Origin of the sequence: Croceitalea rosinachiae, assembly GCF_031846445.1 — a bacterium.
In the GTDB taxonomy this organism is placed as follows: domain Bacteria; phylum Bacteroidota; class Bacteroidia; order Flavobacteriales; family Flavobacteriaceae; genus Croceitalea; species Croceitalea rosinachiae.
Map to the genome: position 1 here is coordinate 1,525,247 of NZ_JAVRHR010000001.1, position 24,389 is coordinate 1,549,635.

25 protein-coding genes are annotated in these 24,389 nt (G+C 35.6%); 8 read left to right on the plus strand and 17 right to left on the minus strand.

From position 1 onward, the window contains the following. Positions 1-3: 3 nt before the first annotated feature. From RM706_RS06920 to surE, 4 genes are read right to left on the minus strand one after another with little or no spacing between them, the layout of a single operon-like run. Complete coding sequence (locus tag RM706_RS06920) at positions 4-546, minus strand: C40 family peptidase (RefSeq protein ID WP_311350298.1); 543 nt, start codon at positions 544-546, stop codon at positions 4-6. Positions 547-578: 32 nt separating this feature from the next. Then, positions 579-1,688, minus strand: coding sequence for a lipid-A-disaccharide synthase (gene lpxB / locus RM706_RS06925; RefSeq protein ID WP_311350299.1), 1,110 nt, complete (start codon positions 1,686-1,688; stop codon positions 579-581). A 1-nt stretch (position 1,689) separates the two neighbouring features. Beyond that, positions 1,690-1,977: a hypothetical protein gene (locus tag RM706_RS06930; protein WP_311350300.1), complete on the minus strand. Its 288-nt coding sequence runs from the start codon at positions 1,975-1,977 to the stop codon at positions 1,690-1,692. Then, the gene (gene surE, locus RM706_RS06935) at positions 1,970-2,749 is read right to left on the minus strand and encodes a 5'/3'-nucleotidase SurE (protein WP_311350301.1); all 780 of its coding nucleotides are present in this window, start codon (positions 2,747-2,749) and stop codon (positions 1,970-1,972) included. The genes RM706_RS06930 and surE overlap by 8 nt, the downstream gene beginning before the upstream one ends. Before the next feature lie 199 nt (positions 2,750-2,948). On the opposite strand from surE, the gene RM706_RS06940 reads away from it, so the two are divergent. Then, positions 2,949-5,144, plus strand: a complete 2,196-nt coding sequence (locus tag RM706_RS06940) for a carboxy terminal-processing peptidase (RefSeq protein ID WP_311350302.1) — start codon at positions 2,949-2,951, stop codon at positions 5,142-5,144. 50 nt (positions 5,145-5,194) lie between these two features. Here the strand turns inward: RM706_RS06940 and RM706_RS06945 are convergent, their stop codons facing one another. After that, a complete protein-coding gene (locus RM706_RS06945) occupies positions 5,195-6,169 on the minus strand; it encodes an L-threonylcarbamoyladenylate synthase (protein ID WP_311350303.1) in 975 nt (324 codons plus the stop codon). A gap of 123 nt (positions 6,170-6,292) precedes the next feature. Here RM706_RS06945 and RM706_RS06950 point away from each other — a divergent pair, with 123 nt between their 5' ends. Then, positions 6,293-7,096: a DNA/RNA non-specific endonuclease gene (locus RM706_RS06950; protein ID WP_311350304.1), complete on the plus strand. Its 804-nt coding sequence runs from the start codon at positions 6,293-6,295 to the stop codon at positions 7,094-7,096. Here the strand turns inward: RM706_RS06950 and rodA are convergent. The 6 genes from rodA to RM706_RS06980 all read right to left on the minus strand — a co-directional run bounded on the left by rodA (position 7,093) and on the right by RM706_RS06980 (position 14,731). Continuing rightward, positions 7,093-8,373 carry a rod shape-determining protein RodA gene (rodA, locus tag RM706_RS06955; protein ID WP_311350305.1) on the minus strand — a complete coding sequence of 427 codons (1,281 nt, stop codon included), beginning with the start codon at positions 8,371-8,373 and terminating at the stop codon, positions 7,093-7,095. The genes RM706_RS06950 and rodA overlap by 4 nt on opposite strands. Continuing rightward, positions 8,363-10,231, minus strand: coding sequence for a penicillin-binding protein 2 (gene mrdA / locus RM706_RS06960; RefSeq protein WP_311350306.1), 1,869 nt, complete (start codon positions 10,229-10,231; stop codon positions 8,363-8,365). The genes rodA and mrdA overlap by 11 nt, the downstream gene beginning before the upstream one ends. A gap of 529 nt (positions 10,232-10,760) precedes the next feature. After that, positions 10,761-11,576, minus strand: a complete 816-nt coding sequence (mreC, locus tag RM706_RS06965) for a rod shape-determining protein MreC (RefSeq protein WP_311350307.1) — start codon at positions 11,574-11,576, stop codon at positions 10,761-10,763. 47 nt (positions 11,577-11,623) lie between these two features. Further along, the gene (locus tag RM706_RS06970; RefSeq protein WP_311350308.1) at positions 11,624-12,652 is read right to left on the minus strand and encodes a rod shape-determining protein; all 1,029 of its coding nucleotides are present in this window, start codon (positions 12,650-12,652) and stop codon (positions 11,624-11,626) included. Positions 12,653-12,707: 55 nt separating this feature from the next. Beyond that, a complete protein-coding gene (gene purH / locus RM706_RS06975) occupies positions 12,708-14,240 on the minus strand; it encodes a bifunctional phosphoribosylaminoimidazolecarboxamide formyltransferase/IMP cyclohydrolase (RefSeq protein WP_311350309.1) in 1,533 nt (510 codons plus the stop codon). 89 nt (positions 14,241-14,329) lie between these two features. After that, positions 14,330-14,731, minus strand: coding sequence for a GAF domain-containing protein (locus RM706_RS06980; protein WP_432264970.1), 402 nt, complete (start codon positions 14,729-14,731; stop codon positions 14,330-14,332). Positions 14,732-14,907: 176 nt separating this feature from the next. On the opposite strand from RM706_RS06980, the gene RM706_RS06985 reads away from it, so the two are divergent. The 6 genes from RM706_RS06985 to RM706_RS07010 all read left to right on the plus strand — a co-directional run bounded on the left by RM706_RS06985 (position 14,908) and on the right by RM706_RS07010 (position 19,159). Continuing rightward, complete coding sequence (locus RM706_RS06985) at positions 14,908-15,318, plus strand: HYC_CC_PP family protein (RefSeq protein ID WP_311350311.1); 411 nt, start codon at positions 14,908-14,910, stop codon at positions 15,316-15,318. A 98-nt stretch (positions 15,319-15,416) separates the two neighbouring features. After that, positions 15,417-16,187, plus strand: coding sequence for a hypothetical protein (locus RM706_RS06990; protein WP_311350312.1), 771 nt, complete (start codon positions 15,417-15,419; stop codon positions 16,185-16,187). Between the two features lie 19 nt (positions 16,188-16,206). Beyond that, positions 16,207-16,833, plus strand: a complete 627-nt coding sequence (locus RM706_RS06995; protein ID WP_311350313.1) for a heavy-metal-associated domain-containing protein — start codon at positions 16,207-16,209, stop codon at positions 16,831-16,833. Between the two features lie 4 nt (positions 16,834-16,837). Continuing rightward, positions 16,838-17,668 carry an NHL repeat-containing protein gene (locus RM706_RS07000; protein WP_311350314.1) on the plus strand — a complete coding sequence of 277 codons (831 nt, stop codon included), beginning with the start codon at positions 16,838-16,840 and terminating at the stop codon, positions 17,666-17,668. A gap of 3 nt (positions 17,669-17,671) precedes the next feature. Next, the gene (locus RM706_RS07005) at positions 17,672-18,430 is read left to right on the plus strand and encodes a heavy-metal-associated domain-containing protein (protein WP_311350315.1); all 759 of its coding nucleotides are present in this window, start codon (positions 17,672-17,674) and stop codon (positions 18,428-18,430) included. A gap of 15 nt (positions 18,431-18,445) precedes the next feature. Beyond that, positions 18,446-19,159: a PepSY domain-containing protein gene (locus RM706_RS07010; protein WP_311350316.1), complete on the plus strand. Its 714-nt coding sequence runs from the start codon at positions 18,446-18,448 to the stop codon at positions 19,157-19,159. Positions 19,160-19,223: 64 nt separating this feature from the next. Here the strand turns inward: RM706_RS07010 and groL are convergent, their stop codons facing one another. The 6 genes from groL to RM706_RS07040 form a co-directional block, all read right to left on the minus strand. Next, the gene (gene groL / locus RM706_RS07015) at positions 19,224-20,858 is read right to left on the minus strand and encodes a chaperonin GroEL (protein ID WP_311350317.1); all 1,635 of its coding nucleotides are present in this window, start codon (positions 20,856-20,858) and stop codon (positions 19,224-19,226) included. Positions 20,859-20,876: 18 nt separating this feature from the next. Continuing rightward, the gene (locus RM706_RS07020) at positions 20,877-21,164 is read right to left on the minus strand and encodes a co-chaperone GroES (protein ID WP_311350318.1); all 288 of its coding nucleotides are present in this window, start codon (positions 21,162-21,164) and stop codon (positions 20,877-20,879) included. Positions 21,165-21,310: 146 nt separating this feature from the next. Then, positions 21,311-21,679 carry a preprotein translocase subunit SecG gene (gene secG, locus RM706_RS07025; RefSeq protein WP_311350319.1) on the minus strand — a complete coding sequence of 123 codons (369 nt, stop codon included), beginning with the start codon at positions 21,677-21,679 and terminating at the stop codon, positions 21,311-21,313. A 4-nt stretch (positions 21,680-21,683) separates the two neighbouring features. Beyond that, positions 21,684-22,568, minus strand: a complete 885-nt coding sequence (locus RM706_RS07030; RefSeq protein ID WP_311350320.1) for a DUF8458 domain-containing protein — start codon at positions 22,566-22,568, stop codon at positions 21,684-21,686. Between the two features lies 1 nt (position 22,569). Beyond that, positions 22,570-23,088, minus strand: coding sequence for an LptE family protein (locus RM706_RS07035; RefSeq protein ID WP_311350321.1), 519 nt, complete (start codon positions 23,086-23,088; stop codon positions 22,570-22,572). 23 nt (positions 23,089-23,111) lie between these two features. Then, the gene (locus tag RM706_RS07040; protein ID WP_311350322.1) at positions 23,112-24,389 is read right to left on the minus strand and encodes a sigma-54 interaction domain-containing protein; all 1,278 of its coding nucleotides are present in this window, start codon (positions 24,387-24,389) and stop codon (positions 23,112-23,114) included.

The following is a 24,389-nucleotide window of genomic DNA, read 5'->3' on the forward strand; positions in this document are numbered from 1 at the left end:
GCATTATAAAATGCGCTGAGCTTTGATAAAGGCTGAATTCCAATAGCCTTCTCTTAAAGAAGAAACAATGACACCACGCGAGGTAGTAGAATGTATGAACTTAATTTCATCATCAACTTCAACTACTAAGCCTACGTGATTGATGTTTTTGCCTCTTTTAGCAGTTTTAAAAAAGAGTAAATCACCTTTTTGCACTTCTTTGATTTTTATGCGCTTTCCTTCATTTGCCATTTGGTGTGAAATCCTAGGAAAAGAAATATCATTTTTAGTTAGGGCGACAAAAACAAGTCCTGAACAATCCATTCCCTTTTTTGTTTCACCACCAAATTTATAACGAACCCCAGAATAGGTCATGGCAGTTTCAATTACTTGCTCGGCCTTTTTATTTTCACCTCCCTTTTTTTTCTTTTTCTCCTTGGTGGTTACATGCTTTTCATCAGAAGATTTTACGGTAATCGTTCTTGTCTTACTATAGGTGGTTTTCTTTTTTGCAAAGCAACCCGTAAGCAAAATGGCAATGATTAAAATGTAGGCTTTCTTAAGCATCCAAGAATATAATTTCTCCTTGGAGGTTAAAATTACGCATTTTCAACGATCGAAGCAGCTGTTTTTTTACTAGCGCCCGGCCCTCCCAATTTTTCCTGTAGTATTTCGTAGTCTGACAATATTTGATTTCTTTTTTCACCTTCGACGATTTCCTGAAGCTCTAAAGTCAGATTTTTGATATTCAATTGGTCTTGGATTAATTCTCTTACCACTTCTTTATCCATAATGAGGTTTACCAATGAAATGAAGTTTAAGGTTATAATACGTTTTGCGATTTGGTATGAAATCCAATTGCCCTTGTAACAAACTACTTGCGGTACATTAAAAAGCGCTGTCTCCAATGTTGCTGTTCCGCTAGTTACCAAAGCTGCATGAGAGCATTTCAATAAGGAATAGGTCTCATTAGATACAAAGCCTACTGTGTTTTGTTTAAGAAAATGCATATAAAAATCATCATCTAAACTAGGGGCACCGGCAATTACAAATTGATAATCAGGAAAATCAACGGTAACCGATAGCATTAAAGAAAGCATTTTTTGCACCTCTTGCCTTCGGCTTCCAGGGAGTAAGGCAATTATAGGTTTGTCAGGATGCAAATTATATTTTGACCGTATTTCTTTTTCATCGATAAACTCAGTATTCTCAATAGCATCTAAAAGAGGATGGCCGACAAATTTGGTTGGGTAGTTATGTTTACTATAAAACTCTTTTTCAAAGGGTAAAATCACATACATTTTGTCGATATCTCTTTTTATTTTATGAATTCGACTTTCTCTTGAAGCCCAAATTTGAGGTGAGATGTAATAGTTGGTCTTGAATTTCATCGTTTTTGCCCATTTGGCAATACGAAGATTAAAGCCAGAAAAATCTATAAAAATGATAACATCAGGATTGAATTTGGTAATATCATCTTTACAAAATCGGATATTTTTAAAAATAGTATGGATGTTTTTAAGCACTTCTAAAAATCCCATAAAGGCCATACTTTTATAGTGTTTGGCCAATTCACCACCAGCTTTTTGCATTAAATCGCCACCCCAACAACGAATTTGTGCATCAGTATCTTTTTTGAAAAGAGCTTTGATAAGATTGGAACCATGAAGATCTCCTGAGGCTTCGCCGGCAATGATATAATACTTCATCTTAAAACAGCTTATAATAGAGAATGACCATGGCCGTTAAAATAGTTGCTATCATCACCCCTCTTGCCCTATAATCTCTTTTAATGCGAAGAAACCCAAAAAATGCCACTAAATTTAAAATAGCTCCCAAAGCTAAAATGCTTCCTATGTGCCCCTGTGCAATTGCCGCATTAAATGTTTCGGAAATACTAAGGTCAGAAAATAACAAAATGTACAATAGTGTTCCAAGTGTATTGGCAATAATCCCAACTAAAAAACCGATAATAACTTCTTTTTTAGTTTTATTCATTTAGATGCCAGTTATTTATATGTTGAATGGTGTGATGAGCAGTAAGATCAAATTGAGTAGGTACCATAGAAATATAGCCTTGACTAAGAGCATGTTCATCAGTGTCTTCGCCTTTATCCAAAAGTTCAAATTCTCCTGTAAGCCAATAATATTCTTTTCCTGTTGGACTGGTACGTTTGTCAAAACGCTCTTTCCAATTAGCTTTGGCTTGCCTGCATACCTTTATGCCTTTTGGCGGTAGTCCATCAGTTTTGGGTATGTTTACATTTAAGACAGTGCCACTTGGAATACCATTCTTCAGTGCTTCAAGCACTATTTTTTTTGCAAAATCTCCAACAGCGCTGAAATCAGCGTTCCAAGCGTAATCACAAAGTGAAAACCCTATTGCCGGAATGCCCTCAATACCCGCTTCAATTGCTGCACTCATGGTGCCTGAATAAATAACATTTATGGAAGAATTAGATCCATGATTTATTCCACTTACTACCATATCTGGTCGTTTGTTTAGAATTTCTTGAAGCCCCAATTTCACACAATCCGCGGGTGTTCCGCTACAACTATATTCTAAGGGCGCACCTTTTTCCTTATCTATGATGACTTTTTTTGAATAAAGTGTATTGTCAATCGTTATCGCGTGCCCCATGCCCGATTGAGGACTATCAGGCGCGACCACGACCACATCGGCAATTTCTTTCATAAATTGAATCAGTGAACGTAAACCTGGCGCAGTAATTCCATCATCATTCGTTAAAAGGATGAGCGGTTTTTTCATTTGATATAATTAATATGGTAAAAATACGTTTTTCATAAGGATATGAAGTCTGAAGTGTTTAACAAAAAATTAAATATAGACCTGTATAAGGTGGCATGATTTTTTCATTATCTTAGGGAATTCGTACGGATTGTAAGCATAAATTGAAGACTGATTTCTGCTAATTGAACAACGATAACCCAGTCCCAAAAACAATATTATGAAGAAGAATTTTGTATTAGGCCTATTAATTATTCTTATAGCGGTTGCCTCTTGCAGTTTTACAAACAAATCATTCGAGACCAATGATAAAGATAAGTTGTTGCTTGATTTGATAACCTATGTTTTGGAACGTGGCCATTATGAACCCAAAGATATTAATGATAAATTTTCGGCAAGTGTATATGAAGATTTCATTGACATTATAGACCCAACAAAAAGGTATTTTTTAGCAAGTGATATTCGTGAGTTTGAACAATATAAATATCAAATAGACGATCAAATCAAAAATACCGACATCTCTTTTTTTAATTTGGTCTACCAAAGGTTGATGAAGCGAATGGACGAGGCTAAAGTGATTTATACTACTATTTTAGAAGACCCTTTTGACTTTGCTAGAGATGAAGAAATAGTAGTTGACTATAAAGAAGAGCCATATGCCTCCAATAAAAAACAGCTTAAAGAACGTTGGAGAAAACAACTAAAATATAATGCTTTAGGAGTTTATGATGGAAAAATAAAGATTAAGAATACGGTGGTGAAAGCTGGCGGTGCTGAAGGTGGTGACCTCGCTAGTGTAACAATCTCTAAAAGTCAAGATGAGGCAAATGCAGAATTGAAAAACATGACCCTTGCCGAAGTCGAACAAGCTTCACGTGAGACAACAAAGAACACCTTAGATGAGTTTTTTGATTTTGTCTCAGACTTGGAGCGAAAAGATTGGTTTGTACAATACATAAATACCATTGTCGATGAATTTGATCCACATACATTTTACTTTGCCCCTGATGAGAAAGAAAAGTTTGACATTGGCATGTCTGGCAAATTTGAAGGAATCGGGGCAAGACTACAAAAGAAGCCAGAAGGAGCAAAAATTGTAGAAATTATATCTGGTGGGCCAGTTTGGAGAGCTAAAAGCTTGGAAGTTGGTGATGAAATACTTAAAGTTGGCCAAGAAGGTGGAGAGCCTATTGATATCGTTGGTATGCGACTAGATGATGCTATAAAATTAATCAAAGGACCTAAAGGTACTATTGTAGATTTAACAGTAAGAAAGGTAGATGGAACCGTAGACATTGTTTCAATCAAAAGAGATGTTGTTGAGTTAGAAGAGTCTTATGCAAAATCTGCTACTGTAATAAAGGACGAACGTAAATTTGGAATCATTAATCTTCCTAAATTTTATGTAGACTTTGATGATTATTCTGAGCGGAATGCAGCAACCGATGTGGCTAAAGAGGTTGAACGATTAAAGCAAGCTGGAGCTGAGGGTTTGATTCTTGATTTAAGGGATAATGGTGGAGGATCATTAAAAACCGTTGTTGAAATGGCTGGGTTGTTTATTAAAGATGGTCCAATTGTGCAGGTTAAATCATCTGGTCAGCGAAAAGAGATTCATGAAGACAAAGATGAAAGAATTCAATGGGATGGTCCATTGGTTATTATGGTAAATGAGTTATCTGCATCGGCTTCTGAAATACTAGCGGCCGCCATGCAAGACTATAAAAGAGCGGTTGTAATAGGCAGCAAACAGACTTTTGGAAAAGGCACCGTTCAAAACGTGATTCCTTTAGATAATATAGTCAGGAGTAATGAGCATGGTGATTTAGGGGCTATTAAACTGACTACTCAGAAGTTCTATCGAATAAATGGTGGTTCAACGCAGTTGGAAGGTGTCAAGAGTGATATTGTAGTTCCAGATAGATACAGTTATATCGATTTAGGAGAACGAGATCAAGAAAACCCTTTAGCTTGGGATAAAATCACACCGGCAGACTATCAAATTTGGAACGGTTATATAGATTATGAAGCGACCATTGAGCGAAGTACGGCAAGAATGGCAAATAACCCACAAATTAAATTGATAGAAGAGAATGCCAAGTGGGTACGTGACCAACAAAATGAAACTGTGGTTTCATTAAATTACAATAAGTATAAAACAACTCAAGAAGCCAATAAAAAAAGGTCCAATCAATTTAAGCAACTTTCAGATTACGATTCTAGATTAACTTTTCAGTCTTTAAAGTATGAAGAAGAATTGTTTACTAAAGACCCAATTCTAAGAGAGAAAAGAGATCGTTGGCATACAGATTTGGCAAAGGATGTTTACATTGAAGAAGCAATCAATGTTTTACAAGATTTAAAATTGAATGCTTTAAAAAATAACAATGCGAAATTGGCCAGTGTAAAAGGCTAAGTATAATTAAAAATATAAATAAAAAAGCCCTGAATTAATTCAGGGCTTTTTTATTTATTATTAGTTGATGACCGTCTTAATCTGTCATTTATGGCCAACCCAATGCCTACATTTGGCACTTCTTCAATTAATATCAAATCTAGTTGAAGCATGTCAAGTTCATGCATTGCAGCATAAAGATTCTTAGCTACTTCATCCAAAGACCTAGTTGGAGACAAAACAATTTCTTTTTTTATGGAAACAAATCCATCGTAGGATTGGTACGCTTTTATCAATCCTATATTTAAACCTTTATATTGTTCAATACGCTTCTCAATATCTATAGTGACAATTGTTTTGGTATGGGGTGCATAATGTGATGATAACATACCAGGGGCTTCTAAAATGGTAGAACCTGATTGATGAAATTGCAGTTCTTTTTTTAAAGTAGTCTCGAGATCCTCTTTAGTAATAACACCCTGTCTATAAAGAATAGGTCGGTGATGCTCGTCCCATCCTAAAATGGTTGATTCTAAACCTTTAATACAGTTTCCGCCATCTAAAATCATTTTGATTTTTGTGCCTAACTGTTTTTCAACATGTGATGGATTTGTTGGGCTTATATAGCCTGAAGGATTAGCACTAGGTGCAGCCAAAGGATAATCTAATCTCTGTAAAAGCTCTAAAGTCATTGGATGATTAGGTACTCTTACCGCAACCCTTGGTAATCCAGCAGTAATTATTTCTGGCACTAAGTCTGATTTTGGCATTAATAAGGTAAGTGGCCCTGGCCAAAAAGTATCTGCCAATAAGCGAACATCTTCAGTAATTGAATCAATGTAGGGCAAAATGGAATCAAGGCTAGCAAAATGTAAAATTAAAGGATTAGTACTCGGCCGACCTTTAGTCTCAAATATTTTTTTAATGGCTAAAGTATCAGTTGCCTTGGCAGCTAGACCGTAAACGGTCTCCGTAGGTATTGCTACAAGTTCCCCAGCGTCCAGAATTACTTTTACATCATCTATATTTTTGGTCAAAGAAGCCATATCTGAAAATAAGAACAAAATTAAGCTTAAGCTTTAGGGTGGCAAAATGATAAGTTAAATGAGTTCATTGGTTAAATTTGAAAATTAAAATCTGATTTTTCGTAAATAATGAAATTTAGATGTATGAGGAAAGATAGACTTGTTTACTCAGTTTTGCTTTTAATCTGTATACTGGGTTTTTGGTTGTTTGAAAACTTTTATACACCAGATAGTTATTCAAATCCTGACAGTAAAAAAACACCTTTAGCTTTCAATAAAGACTTTTTGCCAAGTTCAAATCAGAATCAGCTTGTTTTTCATGATTATTTTATGTTGTCTTATAGCGAACCACATGAGCAAGCAGAATGGCTAGCCTATGAACTGAAGAAAGAACATTTAACCTATGACAATCGTAAACGCCCCTACTTTATTGAAGACCCGAAGGTAAAATCAAAATCTGCGGATTGGCGCAACTATAAAAATTCAGGTTATGATAGAGGGCATTTATGCCCTGCAGCTGATAGAAGGTTTTCTGAATATGCTTATAACGAAACATTTTATACGAGTAATATTTCACCTCAAGACAGAGCATTCAATGCAGGGATTTGGAATCGGTTAGAGATGCAGATTAGACAGTGGTGCAAGCGATATGGCGATTTAGGTATAATTGTCGGAGGAGTTTTAGAAGAAAATCTAGAAGAAATTGGCTCAGAAGATGTTGATGTGCCAAAATCATTTTACAAAGTTGTTTATAGGAATGATGGTAACTCAGTTAAGGTTTTAGCTTTTTTGTTTCCTAATAAAGAAAGTCGGCAATCCTTAAATCGTTTTTTAGTGACTATAGATGAATTGGAAGAACGCACTGGGATTGACTTTTTTTATAAAAAACCTGGTAAATGGCAACAAGAAATTGAAGAAGATATTATAATTGATGGCTGGCAGTTTTAAAGCTCTTTTAGTCGTGTAGCGTCAAACTTTAAGAGTACAAAGAGCATGGCGGTGAAAAAGAGTAATCCAGAACCGCCGTAGCTGAAAAATGGTAGAGGAATACCAATAGTTGGCAGTAGACCTATGACCATTCCAATATTCACAAAATAATGTATCAATAAGATAGAAATGACTCCATAACCGTACATTCTACTGAAATCACGTTTTTGACGTTCGGCCAAATGAATCAACCTTAGAAAAAATAGGGTAAAAATTATAATTATCAAAGTAGTTCCTAAAAACCCCCATTCTTCTCCTACTGAACTGAATATATAATCAGTATGCTGTTGTGGAACAAAATCTCCTTTGGTTCTTGTTCCTTCCAAAAAGCCTTTTCCTAAAAACCCCCCAGATTCAATGGCTTTTTCTGACTGATATGTATTGTATCCTATCGTTTTTTTAATCTGCTCTAGCTTGGCTGGGTCTTTTTCAAGGCCTAGCCAAAGACCAAATCGGTCTCGATGCCGCTGTTCAAAAACATTGTTGAAAACAAAATTTACGGAAAGGGAAATAACAATACAGGAAATTATGAAAATAATGAGTGGTATTTTAGGAATCTTTATATCGGCCCTTTTAAATAAAAAGAATAGAGAAGTAAGAATGCCTAGCCCAATAGATACCCATATTACCCCAAATTTTAAAGTGGATATAAAAAGTAAGATAAAAAGTAAAGCAAACCCTAGATATTTTATTGGCAAGCCCTCTCTGAATAAAACAAAGAACAAAGAAAAATAGATTAGGGCACTACCTGGGTCGGGTTGGGGTACAATCAATAATACGGGAACGAGTATTATGAACACGCCGTATAATTGATGTCTTCCTTTCTTTATATCAGTTTGTATATCACTCAAATACTTTGCCATAGCAAGTGCCGTAGCTAGTTTGGCAAATTCTGAAGGCTGTAAGTTGAAAAAACCTAAATCATACCATGATGTTGCACCAGCAATAGTCTTTCCAAAAAGAAAAAGTCCAATCAAAAGCACAATAGACATTACATAAAAAATTCCTGAAAATCGTTCAAAGAATGATGATTCTAGAGATAATATTATGATTATTAGTAAAAAAGACAGCCCAATAAAAAAAAGCTGTTTGCCATATAATGTACTTATATCAAAAAAGGAAGTATCTGTGTTAGTAAAAGTCGTACTGTAGATATTGATCCATCCAAAAAATACTAATACAGCATAGAGCAAAACGGTAAGCCAGTCCAAACGTTTGAGGACGCTTTTACCAGACATACTCATTTATCTTGAAAGGTTCACCACTTAATGGTTTGGCATATTCTTGCTCTAAAGTTTTCTCTAACATTTTCTTTTCTAAATCTTTTCGGGTTATTTCTCCCTTTAGGTATTTTTCAACTAGCAATGATGCAATATGTCCTGCATATCTACCACCATAGTACCCATGCTCAATATAAACTGCTAAAGCAATTTTTGGGTTTTTAACTGGGGCAAAGGCCACAAAAATAGAATGGTCGGTCAATTGAACTCGTTCTCCGTCAATTCGTGTGAAGTTTTCAACAGTTCCTGTTTTTCCAGCAATTTCTATTCCCGGAACTTTTAGCCATTTAGCTGTACCATATTTGTAAACATTTGCCATTGCTTCGATTACTGGCTCAAAATGCTCTTTGTCAATTGTTGTATACTTACGTTCCGTGTATTTCGAATCTATACTATTTTGACCTCCAATTTGCTTAATGATGTGTGGAGTATAATAAAACCCTCTGTTGGCTATTGCCGAAGTCATATTTGCCAATTGAATTGGGGTTGCAGCCACTTCACCTTGACCAATTGCGTTAGAAATGATAAAAGAAGATGCCCAACGATTATCTCCATAAGCTTTATCGTAATATGCCTTATCAGGTATTCTTCCGGGAGCACCGGTAGGAAGGTCAGTGCCCAAATAATTGCCCAGTCCAAAGCTTTTCATATGTTTTTCCCAAGCATCCATACCTTCGTCGGTGGTCTTATATTTACTATATATCTTTCGGAAAGTACCGGCAAAATAAGCATTACATGAATTAAAAATACCAGAGTTCAAATCACGCACACCTCCGCCACAATGACATCCTCTTTTATTGTTGCCAACATAAAATCCGTTATAGCACCTAAACGTAGTCTCTGTATCGATTACTCCTTCTTGTAATGCAGCAAGGGCATTTAATGTTTTAAAAGGTGAGCCGGGAGAGGGTTGGGCTAAAATAGAACGATCCCATGTAGGTTTTGAAATACTGTCATAATGTAACTTTGAGTAGTTTTTAGAACGTTCACGGCCTACCAAAAGAGAAGGGTCGTAGGTAGGTCCTGAAATCATGGTCAAAATTTCACCTGATGTAGGGTCAAGGGCAACAATACCGCCTCTCTTACCTCGCATAAGACGTTCTCCATATTCTTGTAGTTCTTTATCAATGGTAATGTGAAGTTCATTTCCTATTTTTGGCAAGGTATCTAGTTTACCATTTTTATAAGGACCAATATCTCTATTAAAACGGTCTTTTTGGAGATATTTCACCCCTTTTCTACCTCTTAATAATTCTTCATATTGTTTTTCAATGCCAGTACGCCCTTTTAATTCTCCAGCTCTGTAGTATGGATTGTTTCTTAAATCAACTTCATTGACCTCACTAATATAACCAAGTACATTAGCGGCACTGGTGGTCATATAATCACGCAAAGACCTTTTTTGGATATAAAACCCATTGTACTTCCGCATTTTTTCTTGCAACCTGGCATAGTCTTCTTTTGAAAGTTGGGGTACTAAAACAGACGGTAAACGTGTAGAATATCGTCTAGCTTTTTTTATATTTTTAAGAAAATCTTCTTTGTTAATTTTTAAAAGTTCACAAAACTCTAGGGTATCTAAGGTTTTTGTTTCCCTTGGAATGACCATAACATCATAAGCGGGCTGATTCCCCACCAAGAGCTTGCCATTTCTGTCATAAATATATCCACGTTCTGGGTAATCATATACAGTTTGAATTGCTGGGTCTTCAAGGATTTGATTTGGTGAAAAACTAAACAGTTGCAAGTAAGACAAACGACCGATAAAGGTGATGGCAATAATTACAATGATAGAAGATAACAGAATTTTTTTCATCCGTATTTAGTTTGTATACATTAAGTTAAGCTATACATTTTCAATAGCAAAAAGAGAACTTAAAAGAACACATAATATAAACGTGGCCAAACTTGTAAATAGTATTTTTTGTAAAATTAATAGGATATGTGAAAAGCTTAAAGTTTCAAGAGAAAAGAAAATTAGATGCTGTATAAAAATCAACAAAAAAAGAAATGTGATTCGCTGTAACCGAGTTGAATTTTTAAAAGTAAAACCCTGAAAATCAAAATTTGCCCCAAAGCAAAACCGCATCAATATAGGCCTAATATAAGCCAAGGTTGCCGAGACTAGCGCATGCAAGGCCAAAGTGTCTGAGAATATGTCAATTGTCAAACCCAGAGTAAAACTGACAATAATAAAAATAGCCCTATTCTCACGGATTGGATACCAGTAAAAGAACAATACGTAGACTAATGGATTAATGTAACCGAAAAAATTGAGATGGTTAAAAATTAGCACCTGTGCAAGTACCAATAAGACAAAACGGGCGATATTAATGACTACCGGATTATTGAGCATTTAGAATTCGTTCTTCCAAGTTTATGATTTCTTCTCGATTTTTGTTTTTGATGATATAGATGTTTTTGATATTGGCCATGTCATTGAATAAATTAATATCAATATTGTAAAAACTTTGGGCTTCATTTAAGCTAAAATTTTTAATGACCCCTATAGGTATGTTCTCCGGAAAAATACTCGACATGGCTCCAGTAACTATAGTATCGCCAACTGTAACAGGGACTAACCTTGGAATATCGGTAAGTTGAACTATATCATATTTTTTTGCATCCCAAATCAAAGAACCAAAGTAATTTGTATTCTTAATCTTTGCATTAATATTTGATTTCATGTTTAAAATGCTCTGAACGGTTGCGAAATTAGTAGATGTATTTTCTACGATGCCAAGAATGCCTTTTGTGGTAATTACGCCCATATCTTGCTTAATACCCGCTTTTTCCCCTTTATCAATGGTCAAGTAATTTCGAGGTGAGGCGTAGCTGTTTTTGGTAATTCTTGCATTAACAACCTCAAAATTGACATTTAAGGTATCACTACTGTTAAGATTAGCGTCAGCATTTAGGAGCTGAAACCGAAGTCTTTCATTTTCTTTGGCTAGTCTGTCATTCTCTTCCCTTAAATCAAAATAAGAGGTAATATTACTAGATGTTTGGTACAAAGAGCCAGTAAGCCATTTTGAAGAGTTAAAAAATTTTGATTGGTGAAAAGAATGCGAACGAACTGTAAGAACAAGTGAAATCAATAAGAGAAATACATATAAGAATGCGTTTCTGTAGTTAAGAATAAAATTGATAATCCTTTGCATTCAATTTTATTGTTTGGATTGACACAAATCCGAATTTGATTATACTCTTATTTGATAAGAATATTCTTATAACGGTCTAAGTTTTTTAAAGCAATTCCAGTTCCTCTAACTACTGCTCTTAATGGGTCTTCAGCAATATAGACGGGAAGATCTGTCTTTTGCGATAGTCTTTTGTCTAAACCACGTAGCATGGATCCACCTCCTGCAAGATAAATCCCTGTATTGTAAATATCTGCCGCAAGTTCCGGTGGGGTTTGGGATAAAGTTTCCATTACAGCATCTTCAACACGTAAAATACTTTTATCAAGTGCCTTTGCGATTTCTCTGTATGATACATTGACCTGTTTTGGTTTTCCTGTTAGCAAATCGCGACCTTGAATAGATTTATCATCTGGTGGAGATTGCAAATCTTCCGTAGCCGAACCTATCTCAATTTTGATGGCCTCTGCAGTACTTTCGCCTACATAAAGGTTATGTTGCGTGCGCATGTAATAGATAATGTCATTAGTGAAGACATCACCTGCAATTTTAACTGATTTATCGCAAACGATACCGCCAAGAGCAATAACAGCAATTTCAGTTGTTCCACCACCTATGTCAACAATCATGTTTCCTTTAGGTTGCATAATATCCAATCCAATACCGATGGCGGCAGCCATGGGCTCATGTATCAAATACACTTCTTTGCCATTTACACGTTCGGCAGACTCGCGTACAGCCCGCATTTCTACCTCGGTAATCCCTGAAGGGATGCAAATGACCATGCGTAATGCCGGTGGAAACCATTTTTTCTTTAAGGCCGGTATATTTTTGATGAACATATTAATCATCTTTTCAGATGCATCAAAATCGGCAATTACACCATCTTTAAGAGGACGAATAGTTTTTATATTTTCATGGGTTTTACCCTGCATCATATTGGCCTCTTTGCCAACGGCAATAATTTTACCTGAAACACGATCACGGGCTACTATCGAAGGGCTATCGACGACTACTTTATCCAGATGAATAATAAGCGTGTTTGCCGTACCAAGGTCGATGGCAATTTCTTCGGTCATGAAATCAAAAAAACCCATAAAAATTATTTGTTTATCGGATTAACGGTAAAATTTATCGGCAAAAGTAATGAAATTAATGCTTAAAATGACGTGTTCCTGTCATTACCATGGCTATATCATTTTCATTGCAATAATCAATGCTCAACTGATCTTTAATGGAACCACCGGGTTGGATAACATTTGTTATTCCTGCTTTATGGGCAATTTCAACACAATCAGGGAAAGGAAAAAATGCATCACTGGCCATCACAGCTCCGTTTAAGTCAAAATTAAATGAACCTGCTTTGTGAATTGCTTGATTCAATGCATCAACGCGCGATGTCTGCCCCGTTCCACTGGCGCATAATTGTTTGTTTTTAGCAAGAACTATGGTGTTAGATTTAGTATGCTTGCAAAGTTTAGAGGCAAATAATAGGTCTTCTAGCTCTTTTTCAGAAGGTTTGGTTTTGGTCGCATAAGTCAAATCAGCAACTATATCTGTTTTGAAATCTTTGTCTTGGACCAAAACACCGTTTAAGCAAGTGCGAACTATGGTCTCTGGAAGTTGAACTTCCTTTTGAATCAGTATAATACGGTTTTTCTTCCCTTTTAAAATATCAAGGGCCTCATTGGAATATCTTGGAGCAATCACAACTTCACAAAATAACTTATGGATTTCTTCCGCTGTTGAAGCATTAATCTCTGTATTCGAAATCAAAATACCACCAAAAGCAGATACTGGATCTCCTGCCAAAGCATCGACATAGGCTTGATGAATGGTCTCGCGTTGGGCAAGTCCACAAGCATTGTTGTGCTTTAAAATTGCAAAGGTTGGTGGGTCACCTTTAAATTCGTTCATTAATTGTACTGCGGCATCAACGTCCAATAAATTATTATATGATAGTGCTTTGCCGTGTAATTTGTCAAACATGGCTTCAAAATCTCCAAAGAAAAATCCTTTTTGATGAGGGTTTTCACCATAGCGTAACACTTGCCCTTTCTGCTCGCTAATTTTTAATACTGCTTCTTCATGGTTTTGATTGAAGTAATTAAAAATAGCGGTGTCGTAATTTGATGAAACATTAAAGGCTTTAGAAGCAAAACGTTTTCTGTCTTCAATTTTGGTAATACCATTCTCTGCAGAGATTACATTTAAAAAATCTTCATAATCTTCCATTGACGAAACACAAAGCACATCTTTATAATTTTTCGCTGCCGCACGAATAAGCGAAATTCCACCAATGTCAATTTTTTCTATAATATCTTGTTCTGATGCTCCGCTTGCCACAGTTTTCTCAAAAGGATATAAATCAACGATAACTATATCCAATTGAGGGATTTCAAATTCTTCCATTTGTGCAATATCACCATCGTGATCTTGGCGATTCAAAATTCCACCAAAAACTTTTGGATGTAATGTCTTTACCCGGCCACCTAGAATAGAAGGATAACTGGTAACATCTTCAACTGGTACAACATTGACCCCTAGGTCTTTTATAAATTTTTCAGTCCCACCAGTAGAATAAATAGTGATTCCTAGTTCCTCAAACTTTTTTATGATAGGTTCTAATCCATCTTTATGGAAAACTGAAATTAATGCGGAAGTTGCTTTTTTAGTGGTGCTCATAAGTGCCTTTGTGCAAAAAAATTAAGCATCAAATTTACTTTTTTTTAGAGCATCAATACGATTGGGTTATCAACAAAAACCAACAAGTTTTAAAGAATTTCGGCCACTTTTTGATTTACAAACTCTAAAAAGCGTTCATCAACTTCTGTAAAAGGGTCTGATGTATCGGAATCGATATCAATTTGCCCAATATTTTCTCCATTTTTAAATAAGGGAACCACTATTTCTGACTTGACCGTAATACTGCAAGCTATATAATTGTCTTGCGCTTGTACGTCAGGCACCACAAAATTCTGATTACTTTCCGCTACTTGACCACAAATTCCTTTGCCAAAAGGTATAATTGTATGATCCGTGGGTTCCCCAGCATATGGCCCCAACTTCAATTCGCGTTTATCACCATTTTTAAAATAGAAACCTACCCAATTATAGTATGGAATTTCTTTACGCAGTAAATCACAGATTTGTTGCATTTTTTGGTGGCTATCCATTGCTCGTTCTTGTGTAATTCTAGAAATTTTGGATTGAAGTTCTTTGTACATGATTTGTAAATGGAAAATGTAAAAGTCGAATAAATCAGCATAAATTACAATGATCAAATACTAATCTTTGGTTAAAGAAACAGCAATTACCAAAAACGAATTTTAATATTTTGTAAATTTGCAGAATGAAAAATGCTTTTCAAAAAGTGGTTTCTGTATCAATGGCTTTCCTGCTATTGCTTTCAACAGTGTCATGGACTGTTGATAAGCATTTGTGCATGGGGCGAGTTATGGATATTGCTTTTTTTGTGAAAGCTGATGATTGTGGAATGGAAGCGGCTATGGTACTTCTTGAAGAAGAAGGTTATGAGAATCACTGTTGTGATGACGAAACCTTTGTTATGCAGGGTCTGGATGATTTAAAATTGAATTTCAATGATTTTAATTTTGACCAGCAAATTTTCTTAGTTGTCTTTACAACTTCATTTTCCTATATAGAGAACAATCTAGAAAGAGAAAAACTTTCATACGAATATTACCCACCTCCCATACTCGTTAGGGATATCCAGTTACTTGATGCAGTTTTTCTAATTTGATTTATTCTATAAAAGTGGATTTTTTAAATCTATAGAAATATGTGATTGTCCTTTCTGGATGATTATCATATTAAAGAATTAAATCAAATAAGAAAATCATGAAAAATACATATGTAATATTAGTTGCAATACTATTACTCTCATTAATAGCACAAGCACAAGGCCCACCAATAACAGCTGATAAACCAATAATGTTAGGTGGTGGAAGTTTTACGACAAAAACCCTTACTGAAATTCGGAAAACAGAACGAGGAACATTTGTTTATGTTCCCTTAATGTTGCATTATCTGCCTTCTTCCAATTCGTTGGTGGCGGTCCATTTGCCTTATATAAATTATGATATTGAAAATGGGGCTTCTGGAAGCTCATTAGCCGATATTAAAATATTGGGAAAGTATCAGTTCTTTAGAAAAGATGCCACGGGGAAGACGTTTCGTATCGTGGCTAAAACATTGCAAAACTTGCCGACAGGAGAAGAATTAGATGTTATGGAATTAAGTACAGGTAAGTATTCTGGATATTATGGAATTGTAGCAGGTTATGAAACCCTAAAATATGGTATTTCGAATGAGGTTGGTTATAACTGGATGCCGGATGGTACTTTGGACGAATTCAGGTATAAATTAGGTTTTGGCCTTCCACTTTTAAAGCCTCAATATCCTAATAAGCAGATAAACTTATATTTTGAATATACCAACTCTTGGTTGGTAGAGCGGGATTGGTATCAATTGCTATATGCCCAGGGAATTCAATATGCTAGAAAAAATATAACCTTTGATTTAGCTGTTCAAGTTCCTTTGGTCAATGATGTTGATGCAGGACGAGAGTTAAGGCATAGTATCTTTTTAGGTACTCGATTTACATTTTAATAATACAAAAACTACAATAATGAAGAGAACAATAATAGTAACATTGGTCATTGGAATGATGACAATGTTTAGTGCAAATGCGCAAAAGGCGATGGATAAATTTATGGTTCAGGTAGACGGCTTGGGTTGCCCTTTCTGTGCTTACGGGCTTGAGAAAAAATTCAAGGAGTTTAAAGGAATTAAGAATGTTAAGATTGACATTGAAACTGGAGATTTTAGTTTTAAATATCCGGCAGAAAAGGCTTTAACCATGCAAGCTGTAGAAAAGCAAGTTGAAAAGGCGGGGTATACACCCGTAACTTCTAAAATAGAACGAGCGAATGGTAAAGTTGAAGAATCTAAAGGAGCAATGTTATCAGATAGTAGTGAAGGAACTATTACTAAAAAGATGATGGTTGCAGGCAATTGTGGTATGTGTGAAGCACGTATATCTAAAGCTGCAAAAAGCGTGAACGGTGTTTCAGAGATTTCTTGGAATAAAGATACCAAGATGATGGAAGTATCTTTTGATACCGGAGCTACAAGCTTAACTGAAATTGAAATGGCAATTGCCAAGGCTGGTCACGATACTAAAAACCATAAGGCGCAAAAAGTAACTTATGATGAATTACCTGCTTGTTGTCATTACCAACGCATAACTAAATAACATTATGAAATATCTAAATATACTGGCTACTGCAATAGTTCTTTTTAGCTCTTGTAAGCAAGAAGAAGTGCCAAAAGAATGGAAATTGGCAACTGTTGTTCAATTGGAGGGTATAAACCCTATCGGAATTGCTGAATTGGATGGGAAATTATGGCTTTCGGATGGAGACCATAATCGTTTGGTGCAAATAGATCATAACGGTGTTATTGAAAAGACAATTGACTCTTTGGATAGGCCAATGCATATTGATGCGGATAAAGTGTCAATTTTTATTCCGCAATATGGTAAGGACAATGTTGCTGTTTTTAAAAATGGAACTATGGAGGACCTTTTTTTAAATGATAGTTTGGATGCCCCTGCAGGAGTTGGTGTTTATAAATCGGAAAAAGCCATTGCAGACTTTTATAACAATCGAATTCTTTTCAATACTGGGGAGAAATGGATTTCCTTTGGAAAGGAGGGCAAGAAACCAGGAGAATTCTATTATCCTACCGATGTGCAAATAACAGATAGTCTCATATGGGTGGCAGATGCCTATAATAATCGTATTCAAGTTTTTGATAAGCAAGGAAATTTTGTAAAAATGATGGGGGAAGACCAAAAAATGAATGCGGCTACCGGTATTTATGTTTCTGATAAAGAGGTATTCATAACCGATTTTGAGAACGACCGTGTTTTAATTTTTGATAAAGATGGAAATTTAAAACAGACATTAAGGGATGATATCGAAAAACCAACAGATATGATTATCATGCAAGAAACCTTATATATCATTAATTATAGGAATGGAAAATTGTCTTCTTACATATTAAATCCTACTAATAGTAGTAATTAACTCATGAAAAATTCTTTTAGTATTGAAGGAATGACCTGTCAAAGCTGCGTTGCATCGGTCACGGAAAGACTTTTAAATGTAGATGGAGTAGAGACAGTCCAGGTTGATTTAGAAAAAGGAGAAGCCGAAATAGAAATGAAAGAAGATATTTCTATTTCGGCTTTCAAAAATGTATTACCTGAAAAATATAATATTGAACAAAAAGTCAAAGGTAAAATAGATGACAAATTGCCCTTCGACAGGCTCATGGTGACTCAGAAAAATGAAAAGGTGATTGGGGAGAAAACCAAGTTACAACAACTAAAACCTCTATTGCTGATTTTTGCGTATTTGTTCGCCGCATCTTTCTTGTTGAATTATAATAATTGGAGTACTAGAGAAGCAATGCTGGACTTTATGGGACTCTTTTACATTGTATTTAGCTTTTTTAAATTCTTGGATTTAAAAGGATTTCCGGAGAGTTTTAAAATGTATGACCCTTTGGCTAAATTAATTCCTATATATGGATGGATATACCCATTCATCGAATTAACCTTGGGAATCATGTTTTTAATGCGGTTTCAAATTCCAATAGCTTTAGCAGTTACCATAGTTGTTTTGGGTATGACCACAATAGGAGTTACAAAAACCTTGTTAGATAAAAAACAAATTCGTTGCGCTTGTTTGGGTACTGCCTTGCAATTGCCAATGACCGAAGCTACCTTTATCGAAAATACCATCATGTTAGTAATGGCCATTATCATGTTGGTCAAGATTTTCTGATGAACAGGCTTTTACATGACAAAAAGAAAAACAGTACTTAAGATTCGCAAAGCCCATAGATATTTAGGACTCTTTTTGGGAATTCAATTCTTGCTTTGGACCATTAGCGGGCTTTATTTTAGTTGGACAGATATTGATGAGATCCATGGCGATCACTTTAAAAAATTACCACCAGAAAAAGCTTCTTTTTCCAACTTGTTGGGAACATCAGATTTGCAGGTCTCTGGTGAAATCGAATCATTAGAACTTCTTGAAATTGCTGGGAAGCCTTTTTATTGGATTAATGATAGTAAACTATTGAATGCCTCAACTGGCGAATTAAGGGAGAAAGTGTCACCAGATGAGGCCTTACTGGTAGCAGCTAAGTATTTGAAGTCGGATTTAAAAGTGAGTGCTATTAAACAAATTGACAGTGTTGGACCACATCATGAGTATCGTGGTCGACCTTTGCCAGCTTATGAGATTTCATACAATTCGCCAGAAAAGATAAAATCATTTGTAGCTGTGAATAATGGAGCTTTCCAAACAGTTCGCCATCGAAATTGGCGTTGGTTTGATTTTTTATGGATGACGCATACTATGGATTATCAGGGGCGTGATAATTTCAACACTATACTGTTGCGAGCTTTTAGTTTATTGGGTTTAACAACTGTTATGAGCGGATTTACGCTTTGGTTTGTAAGTTCACCATCACTAAGAAAAATCTTTAAATCAAAAAAAGCGCCTTAAGAAATAAGACGCTTTTTTGATTTATCCATAAACAAGCTAATAAATAGCCTGCCCGTGCTACGGACTACATCATACCTGGCATTCCACCACCGCCCATTGGAGGCATGGCAGCAGGAGCATCTTCTTTAATATCCGTTAAAGCGCATTCTGTAGTTAGAATCATGCCTGAAACTGAAGCTGCATTTTCTAAAGCAACACGAGTCACTTTCTTAGGATCGATAATACCAGCTTTCATCATTTCAACATACTTGTCAGATTTAGCATCATAGCCATAATCTCCTTTACCATCCATAATTTTAGCTACAACAACAGAGCCTTCACCACCAGCATTTTCAACAATGGTGCGTAATGGAGATTCAATGGCGCGAGCAACAATTTGCAAGCCAGTAGCTTCATCTTCATTTTCGGTTTCAACTTTAGAAAGAACAGACTTTGTTCTTACCAAGGCAACTCCTCCGCCAGCAACAATACCTTCTTCAACGGCGGCTCTAGTTGCATGCAATGCATCGTCAACACGGTCTTTTTTCTCTTTCATCTCAACCTCAGAAGCAGCACCTACATAAAGAACAGCTACACCCCCGGCTAATTTTGCCAAACGCTCTTGTAGTTTTTCTTTATCATAATCAGAAGTAGTACTTTCAATCTGAGATTTGATTTGATTGACACGAGTCTTGATGTTTTTGGCAGCACCTGCACCATTAACGATGGTCGTGTTGTCTTTATCAATAGTTACTCTTTCTGTAGTGCCTAACATATCAATAGTAGCTGTTTCCAAAGAAAAGCCTCTTTCTTCAGAAATAACTGTACCGTTTGTCAAAATGGCAATATCTTCCAACATTGCTTTTCTTCTGTCACCAAAACCAGGGGCTTTAACAGCAGCAATCTTTAAAGAACCTCTTAGCTTATTAACTACAAGGGTAGCCAAAGCTTCACCATCAACATCTTCCGCAATAATCAATAAAGGCTTTCCAGATTGAGCAACTGGCTCAAGAACTGGAAGTAAATCTTTCATTGAAGAAATTTTCTTGTCAAAAAGGAGAATATAAGGACTCTCTAAATCGGCAATCATTTTTTCAGAATCAGTTACAAAATATGGAGATAAATAACCTCTGTCGAACTGCATTCCTTCAACAACATCAACATAAGTATCAGTACCTTTTGCCTCTTCTACAGTGATAACACCTTCTTTGCCAACTTTTCCAAAAGCTTGTGCAATTAAATCGCCGATAGTTTCATCGTTATTTGCAGAAATAGAAGCAACTTGTTTAATCTTGTCAGAAGAGTCACCTACTTTTTTTGATTGTTTAGCTAAATTTTCAACAATAGCCTCTACAGCTTTGTCGATTCCCCTTTTCAAATCCATTGGATTTGCACCCGCAGCAACATTCTTTAAACCTTCTTTTACAATCGCCTGTGCAAGAACGGTAGCAGTTGTTGTGCCGTCACCAGCTAAATCGTTGGTTTTAGAAGCTACTTCTTTTACCATTTGCGCACCCATGTTCTCAAGGGCGTTCTCTAGTTCAATTTCTTTAGCTACGGTAACACCATCTTTAGTTACTTGTGGAGCACCAAATGATTTGCTGATAATAACATTTCTACCTTTTGGTCCTAAAGTTACTTTTACAGCATTTGCTAATGCATCTACACCTTTTTTAAGGCCATCACGTGCATCGATGTCAAACTTTATATCTTTTGCCATTTTAACTTTTGGTTTTTATTATTTAATAATTACTAGAATATCACTTTCCTTCATAACTAAGTAGTCATTTCCTTCCCACTTTAGTTCAGTTCCTGCATATTTGCCATAAAGAACGTTATCGCCTACTTTTACAGTAGTTTTTTCATCCTGAACATCATCTCCTACAGCTACTACTTTTCCCTTTTGAGGCTTCTCTTTTGCAGTATCAGGAATAATGATGCCTGAAGCAGTTTTTGTCTCTGCTGTAGCTGGCTCAATAATAATTCTATTCTGAGAACCGGCTATTGGTTTTAATGTTAATGCCATTTTTATAAATTTTAGGTATTAGTTTTATAAATCTTGTAATCATTTGGCAGAAATTATGCCATTGCATAAAAACTGACAATTTGTGAAAATAAAAATGCCAGCTTGTCATCTAAGCTGGCATTTAATTCTTTTATCGTTAGGTTATTCTAATTAATGGTATCTAAAGGGTTATCTCCATTTGAAGATGGTACTTCTTCCGGAACCTCTTCAGGAACTGTCTCAGGAATCGTGTTTTCAATATCATCACCTTGTAATAATTTTGAATCCGCTTGTCCATAATTACCTTTTAGGGCCACATTTGAAAGTAGAATTAAAACAATTAACAAAGCTGACAATGTCCAGGTACTTTTGTCAAGAAAATCACCTGTTTTTTTTACACCCCCAACAACTTGATTTCCACCGCCACCAAATGATGAGGATAATCCGCCTCCTTTAGGATTTTGAACCATAATGACTAAAACCAACAAAAGGCAAACAACAATTATTAAAATTAAAAATATAGTAAACGTACTCATTATATCACTCGTTTTCTTTCTGCAAATTCTTTACTGCCCGAATTTGGTCTGCAAAGAAACCACTTTTTTCCGGATATTTCAAACTCAATATCTTAAAGGCACGAATCGCTTTTTTGTACTTTTTCTGTTCTAAATAAACCTTTGCTAAAGTCTCTGTCATCAGCTCATTTTGGTCGATTTTCACAGATTCTTTTATATTTACTTTTGGTTCAGATTCTTCTTTGGGAATTATTTTAGGTTTACTTTCAATAAACTTATCTAAAAGTTCAAATTTTTTCTTCTTTTCAAGTTGTTTTTGTTCGCTACTTCTCTGAATAGGCTTTTTAGAAGCTAATTGCAACCACTCATTAAAAGAATGTTTTTCGTTTTGTGTAAAAGGCAAAGGCTTACCAAGTGTAAGTTCTGAAGCGCTGTCTATTCTAGCGCTTTCATCTTTTTTAATAGGGTCATCAACTTTTTTTGTTTTAAACAACTCTGGATTGAGTATATCTTCTGCATCCCTAATGTTCTGTGGTAGAGGACTTTTCTCTTGAGATTCACCAAGAATTACCTCAGTATTTGGATTTGCTATTACTTCTTCAGAAACGGCATCTTTTTCTTCAAGTTTAGTGGTTCTTCCTAAAATACTATCGGCTATTTCATTTTGAGTAAATTCGGGAGTCGTAATAAAATCAAACAAAACCTCTCTATCCGTTGTATATGCCGCCGTAGTTTTTAAGGCATTATTGTATTTATAACTGTCGAGATTTTTTAACCCTTTTAGGTGAAGTGCCCTTGCTGCTTGAAAATAGGGGTATTCTTCTAACATTCCCTCAAGTTCCCTCGTTTGTTTGGGAGATAAAATGGAGTCAGATTTTTTAATAATATTTATAAAGTCGGCAACATTCATATTACCAATCGGCTAATGATTCATTAAATATATCTTGGGTGATACGTTCAAAAAGTTCTTCATGAGCTTCACTTTTCACAGATTCTAATAACTGCGTAGCAGGAAAATCAAAAAAGAAAGAAAACCGCTTTTCAAAGTCTGAATCTTCTTTTGTAGTATTGAAAAACCTGACATTGACACTCATTGTCAATCGGTTTTGGGCTGCAGTTTGATTTGCAGTGGCTGACATGGGTGAGACCCGATATTCGACAATTTCGCCCTCATAAATCAAATCACCGTTATTACCAGTAAGATTTAAACTTGTCAGATTGGTGATAATATCTTGTAAGGCATTAGTAAAATCACGGTCTAGTTGTGGTTCAATTGTGGATCCAGGTGATTGATCTGCGTAATTTTGAAAGAAATTAACCTGAAAACTTTGCGCTGTGCCAGTACTTGCTCCTGAAAAATTATAAATTCCGCAGCTATTTAAGAAGAAAGTTGAGAATAGAACTGCTAATAGTATAAGTCGTTTTATCATTTTTCTAGTCTTAATTAATACTACTATAAATCGTATTGCTTTATTTTTCGATACAGTGTTCGTTCCGATATGCCTAGCTCAGAAGCCGCTGCCTTTCTCTTGCCTCTATTTCTTTCAAGAGATTTTTTAATTAATTCTATCTCCTTTTCCTGTAAAGATAGGGTTTCTTCTTCTTGAATTTCTTCGGCAAAATGATAGCGATCTTCTTGGGTTATGGTAGCTGTTGTATTCTCAATAATAGGTTCTGGAAGCTGCAATACTTCAGAGGTGATTTCAGTATTCTCAACTGGAGTTTTGGAATCCTCTTTGTTGCCGTATATTTTTCGTATTAAGGTCTCGTTTTCTTCCTGTACTTGTTCAGAATCGTTGTTCTTTAGAAGTTCAAGAGTCAATTTTTTTAAGTCGTTTAGATCCCCTTTCATGTCAAAAAGCACCTTATATAAAATCTCACGTTCATTGCTAAAATCACCACTTTGCTTTTCTGAACCACCAACCACAGCTGGTAAATTTGAAGTATTTAAGTTAGGTAGATAAGCATGAAGCGTAGCTGCTGAGACCATTCTTTTTTCTTCAAGTACCGAAACCTGCTCAGCAATATTCCTTAATTGACGAATATTACCAGGCCAGCGATATTTTAACAATAGACTAATAGCATCATCAGATAACCGAATTGTTGGCATCTTATACTTTTGACCAAAATCAGAAGCAAATTTTCTAAATAGCAAATGAATATCTTCTTGCCGCTCTCGGAGAGGTGGAATTCCAATTTCAACCGTACTTAAACGATAATATAAATCTTCTCGAAATTTTTCTTTTTTTATGGCTTCGAACATATTGACGTTTGTAGCAGCAACTATTCTAACATTAGTTTTTTGAACTTGTGACGAACCTACTTTTAAAAATTCACCATTTTCTAAAACACGTAATAGCCTGACTTGTGTAGTTAAAGGCAGTTCGCCCACTTCATCTAAGAATATGGTTCCCCCATCAGCTACTTCGAAGTAACCACTTCGAGTTTGAGTGGCTCCGGTAAATGCTCCTTTTTCATGGCCGAAAAGTTCACTGTCAATGGTTCCTTCAGGAATTGCACCACAGTTGACTGCAATATATTTGGCATGCTTACGATGCGATAGGGAGTGTATGATTTTAGGAATGGATTCTTTGCCAACACCACTTTCACCGGTAACCAAAACGGAAATATCTGTAGGGGAGACCTGTATGGCTTTTTCAATAGCACGGTTGAGCTTAGAATCATTGCCTATTAACTCAAAACGTTGTTTTATGGCCTGTACACTTTCCAT

Bases quoted from the DNA above. Each gene is read 5' to 3' on its own strand.
- rodA (WP_311350305.1), bottom strand. From the start codon at position 8,373: ATGTCTGGTAAAAGCGTCCTCAAACGTTTGGACTGGCTTACCGTTTTG.
- RM706_RS07000 (WP_311350314.1), top strand. From the start codon at position 16,838: ATGAAATATCTAAATATACTGGCTACTGCAATAGTTCTTTTTAGCTCT.
- RM706_RS07030 (WP_311350320.1), bottom strand. From the start codon at position 22,568: ATGAATGTTGCCGACTTTATAAATATTATTAAAAAATCTGACTCCATT.
- RM706_RS06980 (WP_432264970.1), bottom strand. From the start codon at position 14,731: ATGGATAGCCACCAAAAAATGCAACAAATCTGTGATTTACTGCGTAAA.
- RM706_RS06970 (WP_311350308.1), bottom strand. From the start codon at position 12,652: ATGGGTTTTTTTGATTTCATGACCGAAGAAATTGCCATCGACCTTGGT.
- RM706_RS07040 (WP_311350322.1), bottom strand. From the start codon at position 24,389: ATGGAAAGTGTACAGGCCATAAAACAACGTTTTGAGTTAATAGGCAAT.
- RM706_RS06995 (WP_311350313.1), top strand. From the start codon at position 16,207: ATGAAGAGAACAATAATAGTAACATTGGTCATTGGAATGATGACAATG.
- purH (WP_311350309.1), bottom strand. From the start codon at position 14,240: ATGAGCACCACTAAAAAAGCAACTTCCGCATTAATTTCAGTTTTCCAT.
- RM706_RS07005 (WP_311350315.1), top strand. From the start codon at position 17,672: ATGAAAAATTCTTTTAGTATTGAAGGAATGACCTGTCAAAGCTGCGTT.
- lpxB (WP_311350299.1), bottom strand. From the start codon at position 1,688: ATGAAGTATTATATCATTGCCGGCGAAGCCTCAGGAGATCTTCATGGT.
- mreC (WP_311350307.1), bottom strand. From the start codon at position 11,576: ATGCAAAGGATTATCAATTTTATTCTTAACTACAGAAACGCATTCTTA.
- RM706_RS07020 (WP_311350318.1), bottom strand. From the start codon at position 21,164: ATGGCATTAACATTAAAACCAATAGCCGGTTCTCAGAATAGAATTATT.
- RM706_RS06985 (WP_311350311.1), top strand. From the start codon at position 14,908: ATGAAAAATGCTTTTCAAAAAGTGGTTTCTGTATCAATGGCTTTCCTG.
- RM706_RS06920 (WP_311350298.1), bottom strand. From the start codon at position 546: ATGCTTAAGAAAGCCTACATTTTAATCATTGCCATTTTGCTTACGGGT.
- RM706_RS06940 (WP_311350302.1), top strand. From the start codon at position 2,949: ATGAAGAAGAATTTTGTATTAGGCCTATTAATTATTCTTATAGCGGTT.
- mrdA (WP_311350306.1), bottom strand. From the start codon at position 10,231: ATGAAAAAAATTCTGTTATCTTCTATCATTGTAATTATTGCCATCACC.
- surE (WP_311350301.1), bottom strand. From the start codon at position 2,749: ATGAAAAAACCGCTCATCCTTTTAACGAATGATGATGGAATTACTGCG.
- RM706_RS06990 (WP_311350312.1), top strand. From the start codon at position 15,417: ATGAAAAATACATATGTAATATTAGTTGCAATACTATTACTCTCATTA.
- groL (WP_311350317.1), bottom strand. From the start codon at position 20,858: ATGGCAAAAGATATAAAGTTTGACATCGATGCACGTGATGGCCTTAAA.
- RM706_RS06930 (WP_311350300.1), bottom strand. From the start codon at position 1,977: ATGAATAAAACTAAAAAAGAAGTTATTATCGGTTTTTTAGTTGGGATT.
- secG (WP_311350319.1), bottom strand. From the start codon at position 21,679: ATGAGTACGTTTACTATATTTTTAATTTTAATAATTGTTGTTTGCCTT.
- RM706_RS07035 (WP_311350321.1), bottom strand. From the start codon at position 23,088: ATGATAAAACGACTTATACTATTAGCAGTTCTATTCTCAACTTTCTTC.
- RM706_RS06945 (WP_311350303.1), bottom strand. From the start codon at position 6,169: ATGGCTTCTTTGACCAAAAATATAGATGATGTAAAAGTAATTCTGGAC.
- RM706_RS07010 (WP_311350316.1), top strand. From the start codon at position 18,446: ATGACAAAAAGAAAAACAGTACTTAAGATTCGCAAAGCCCATAGATAT.
- RM706_RS06950 (WP_311350304.1), top strand. From the start codon at position 6,293: ATGAGGAAAGATAGACTTGTTTACTCAGTTTTGCTTTTAATCTGTATA.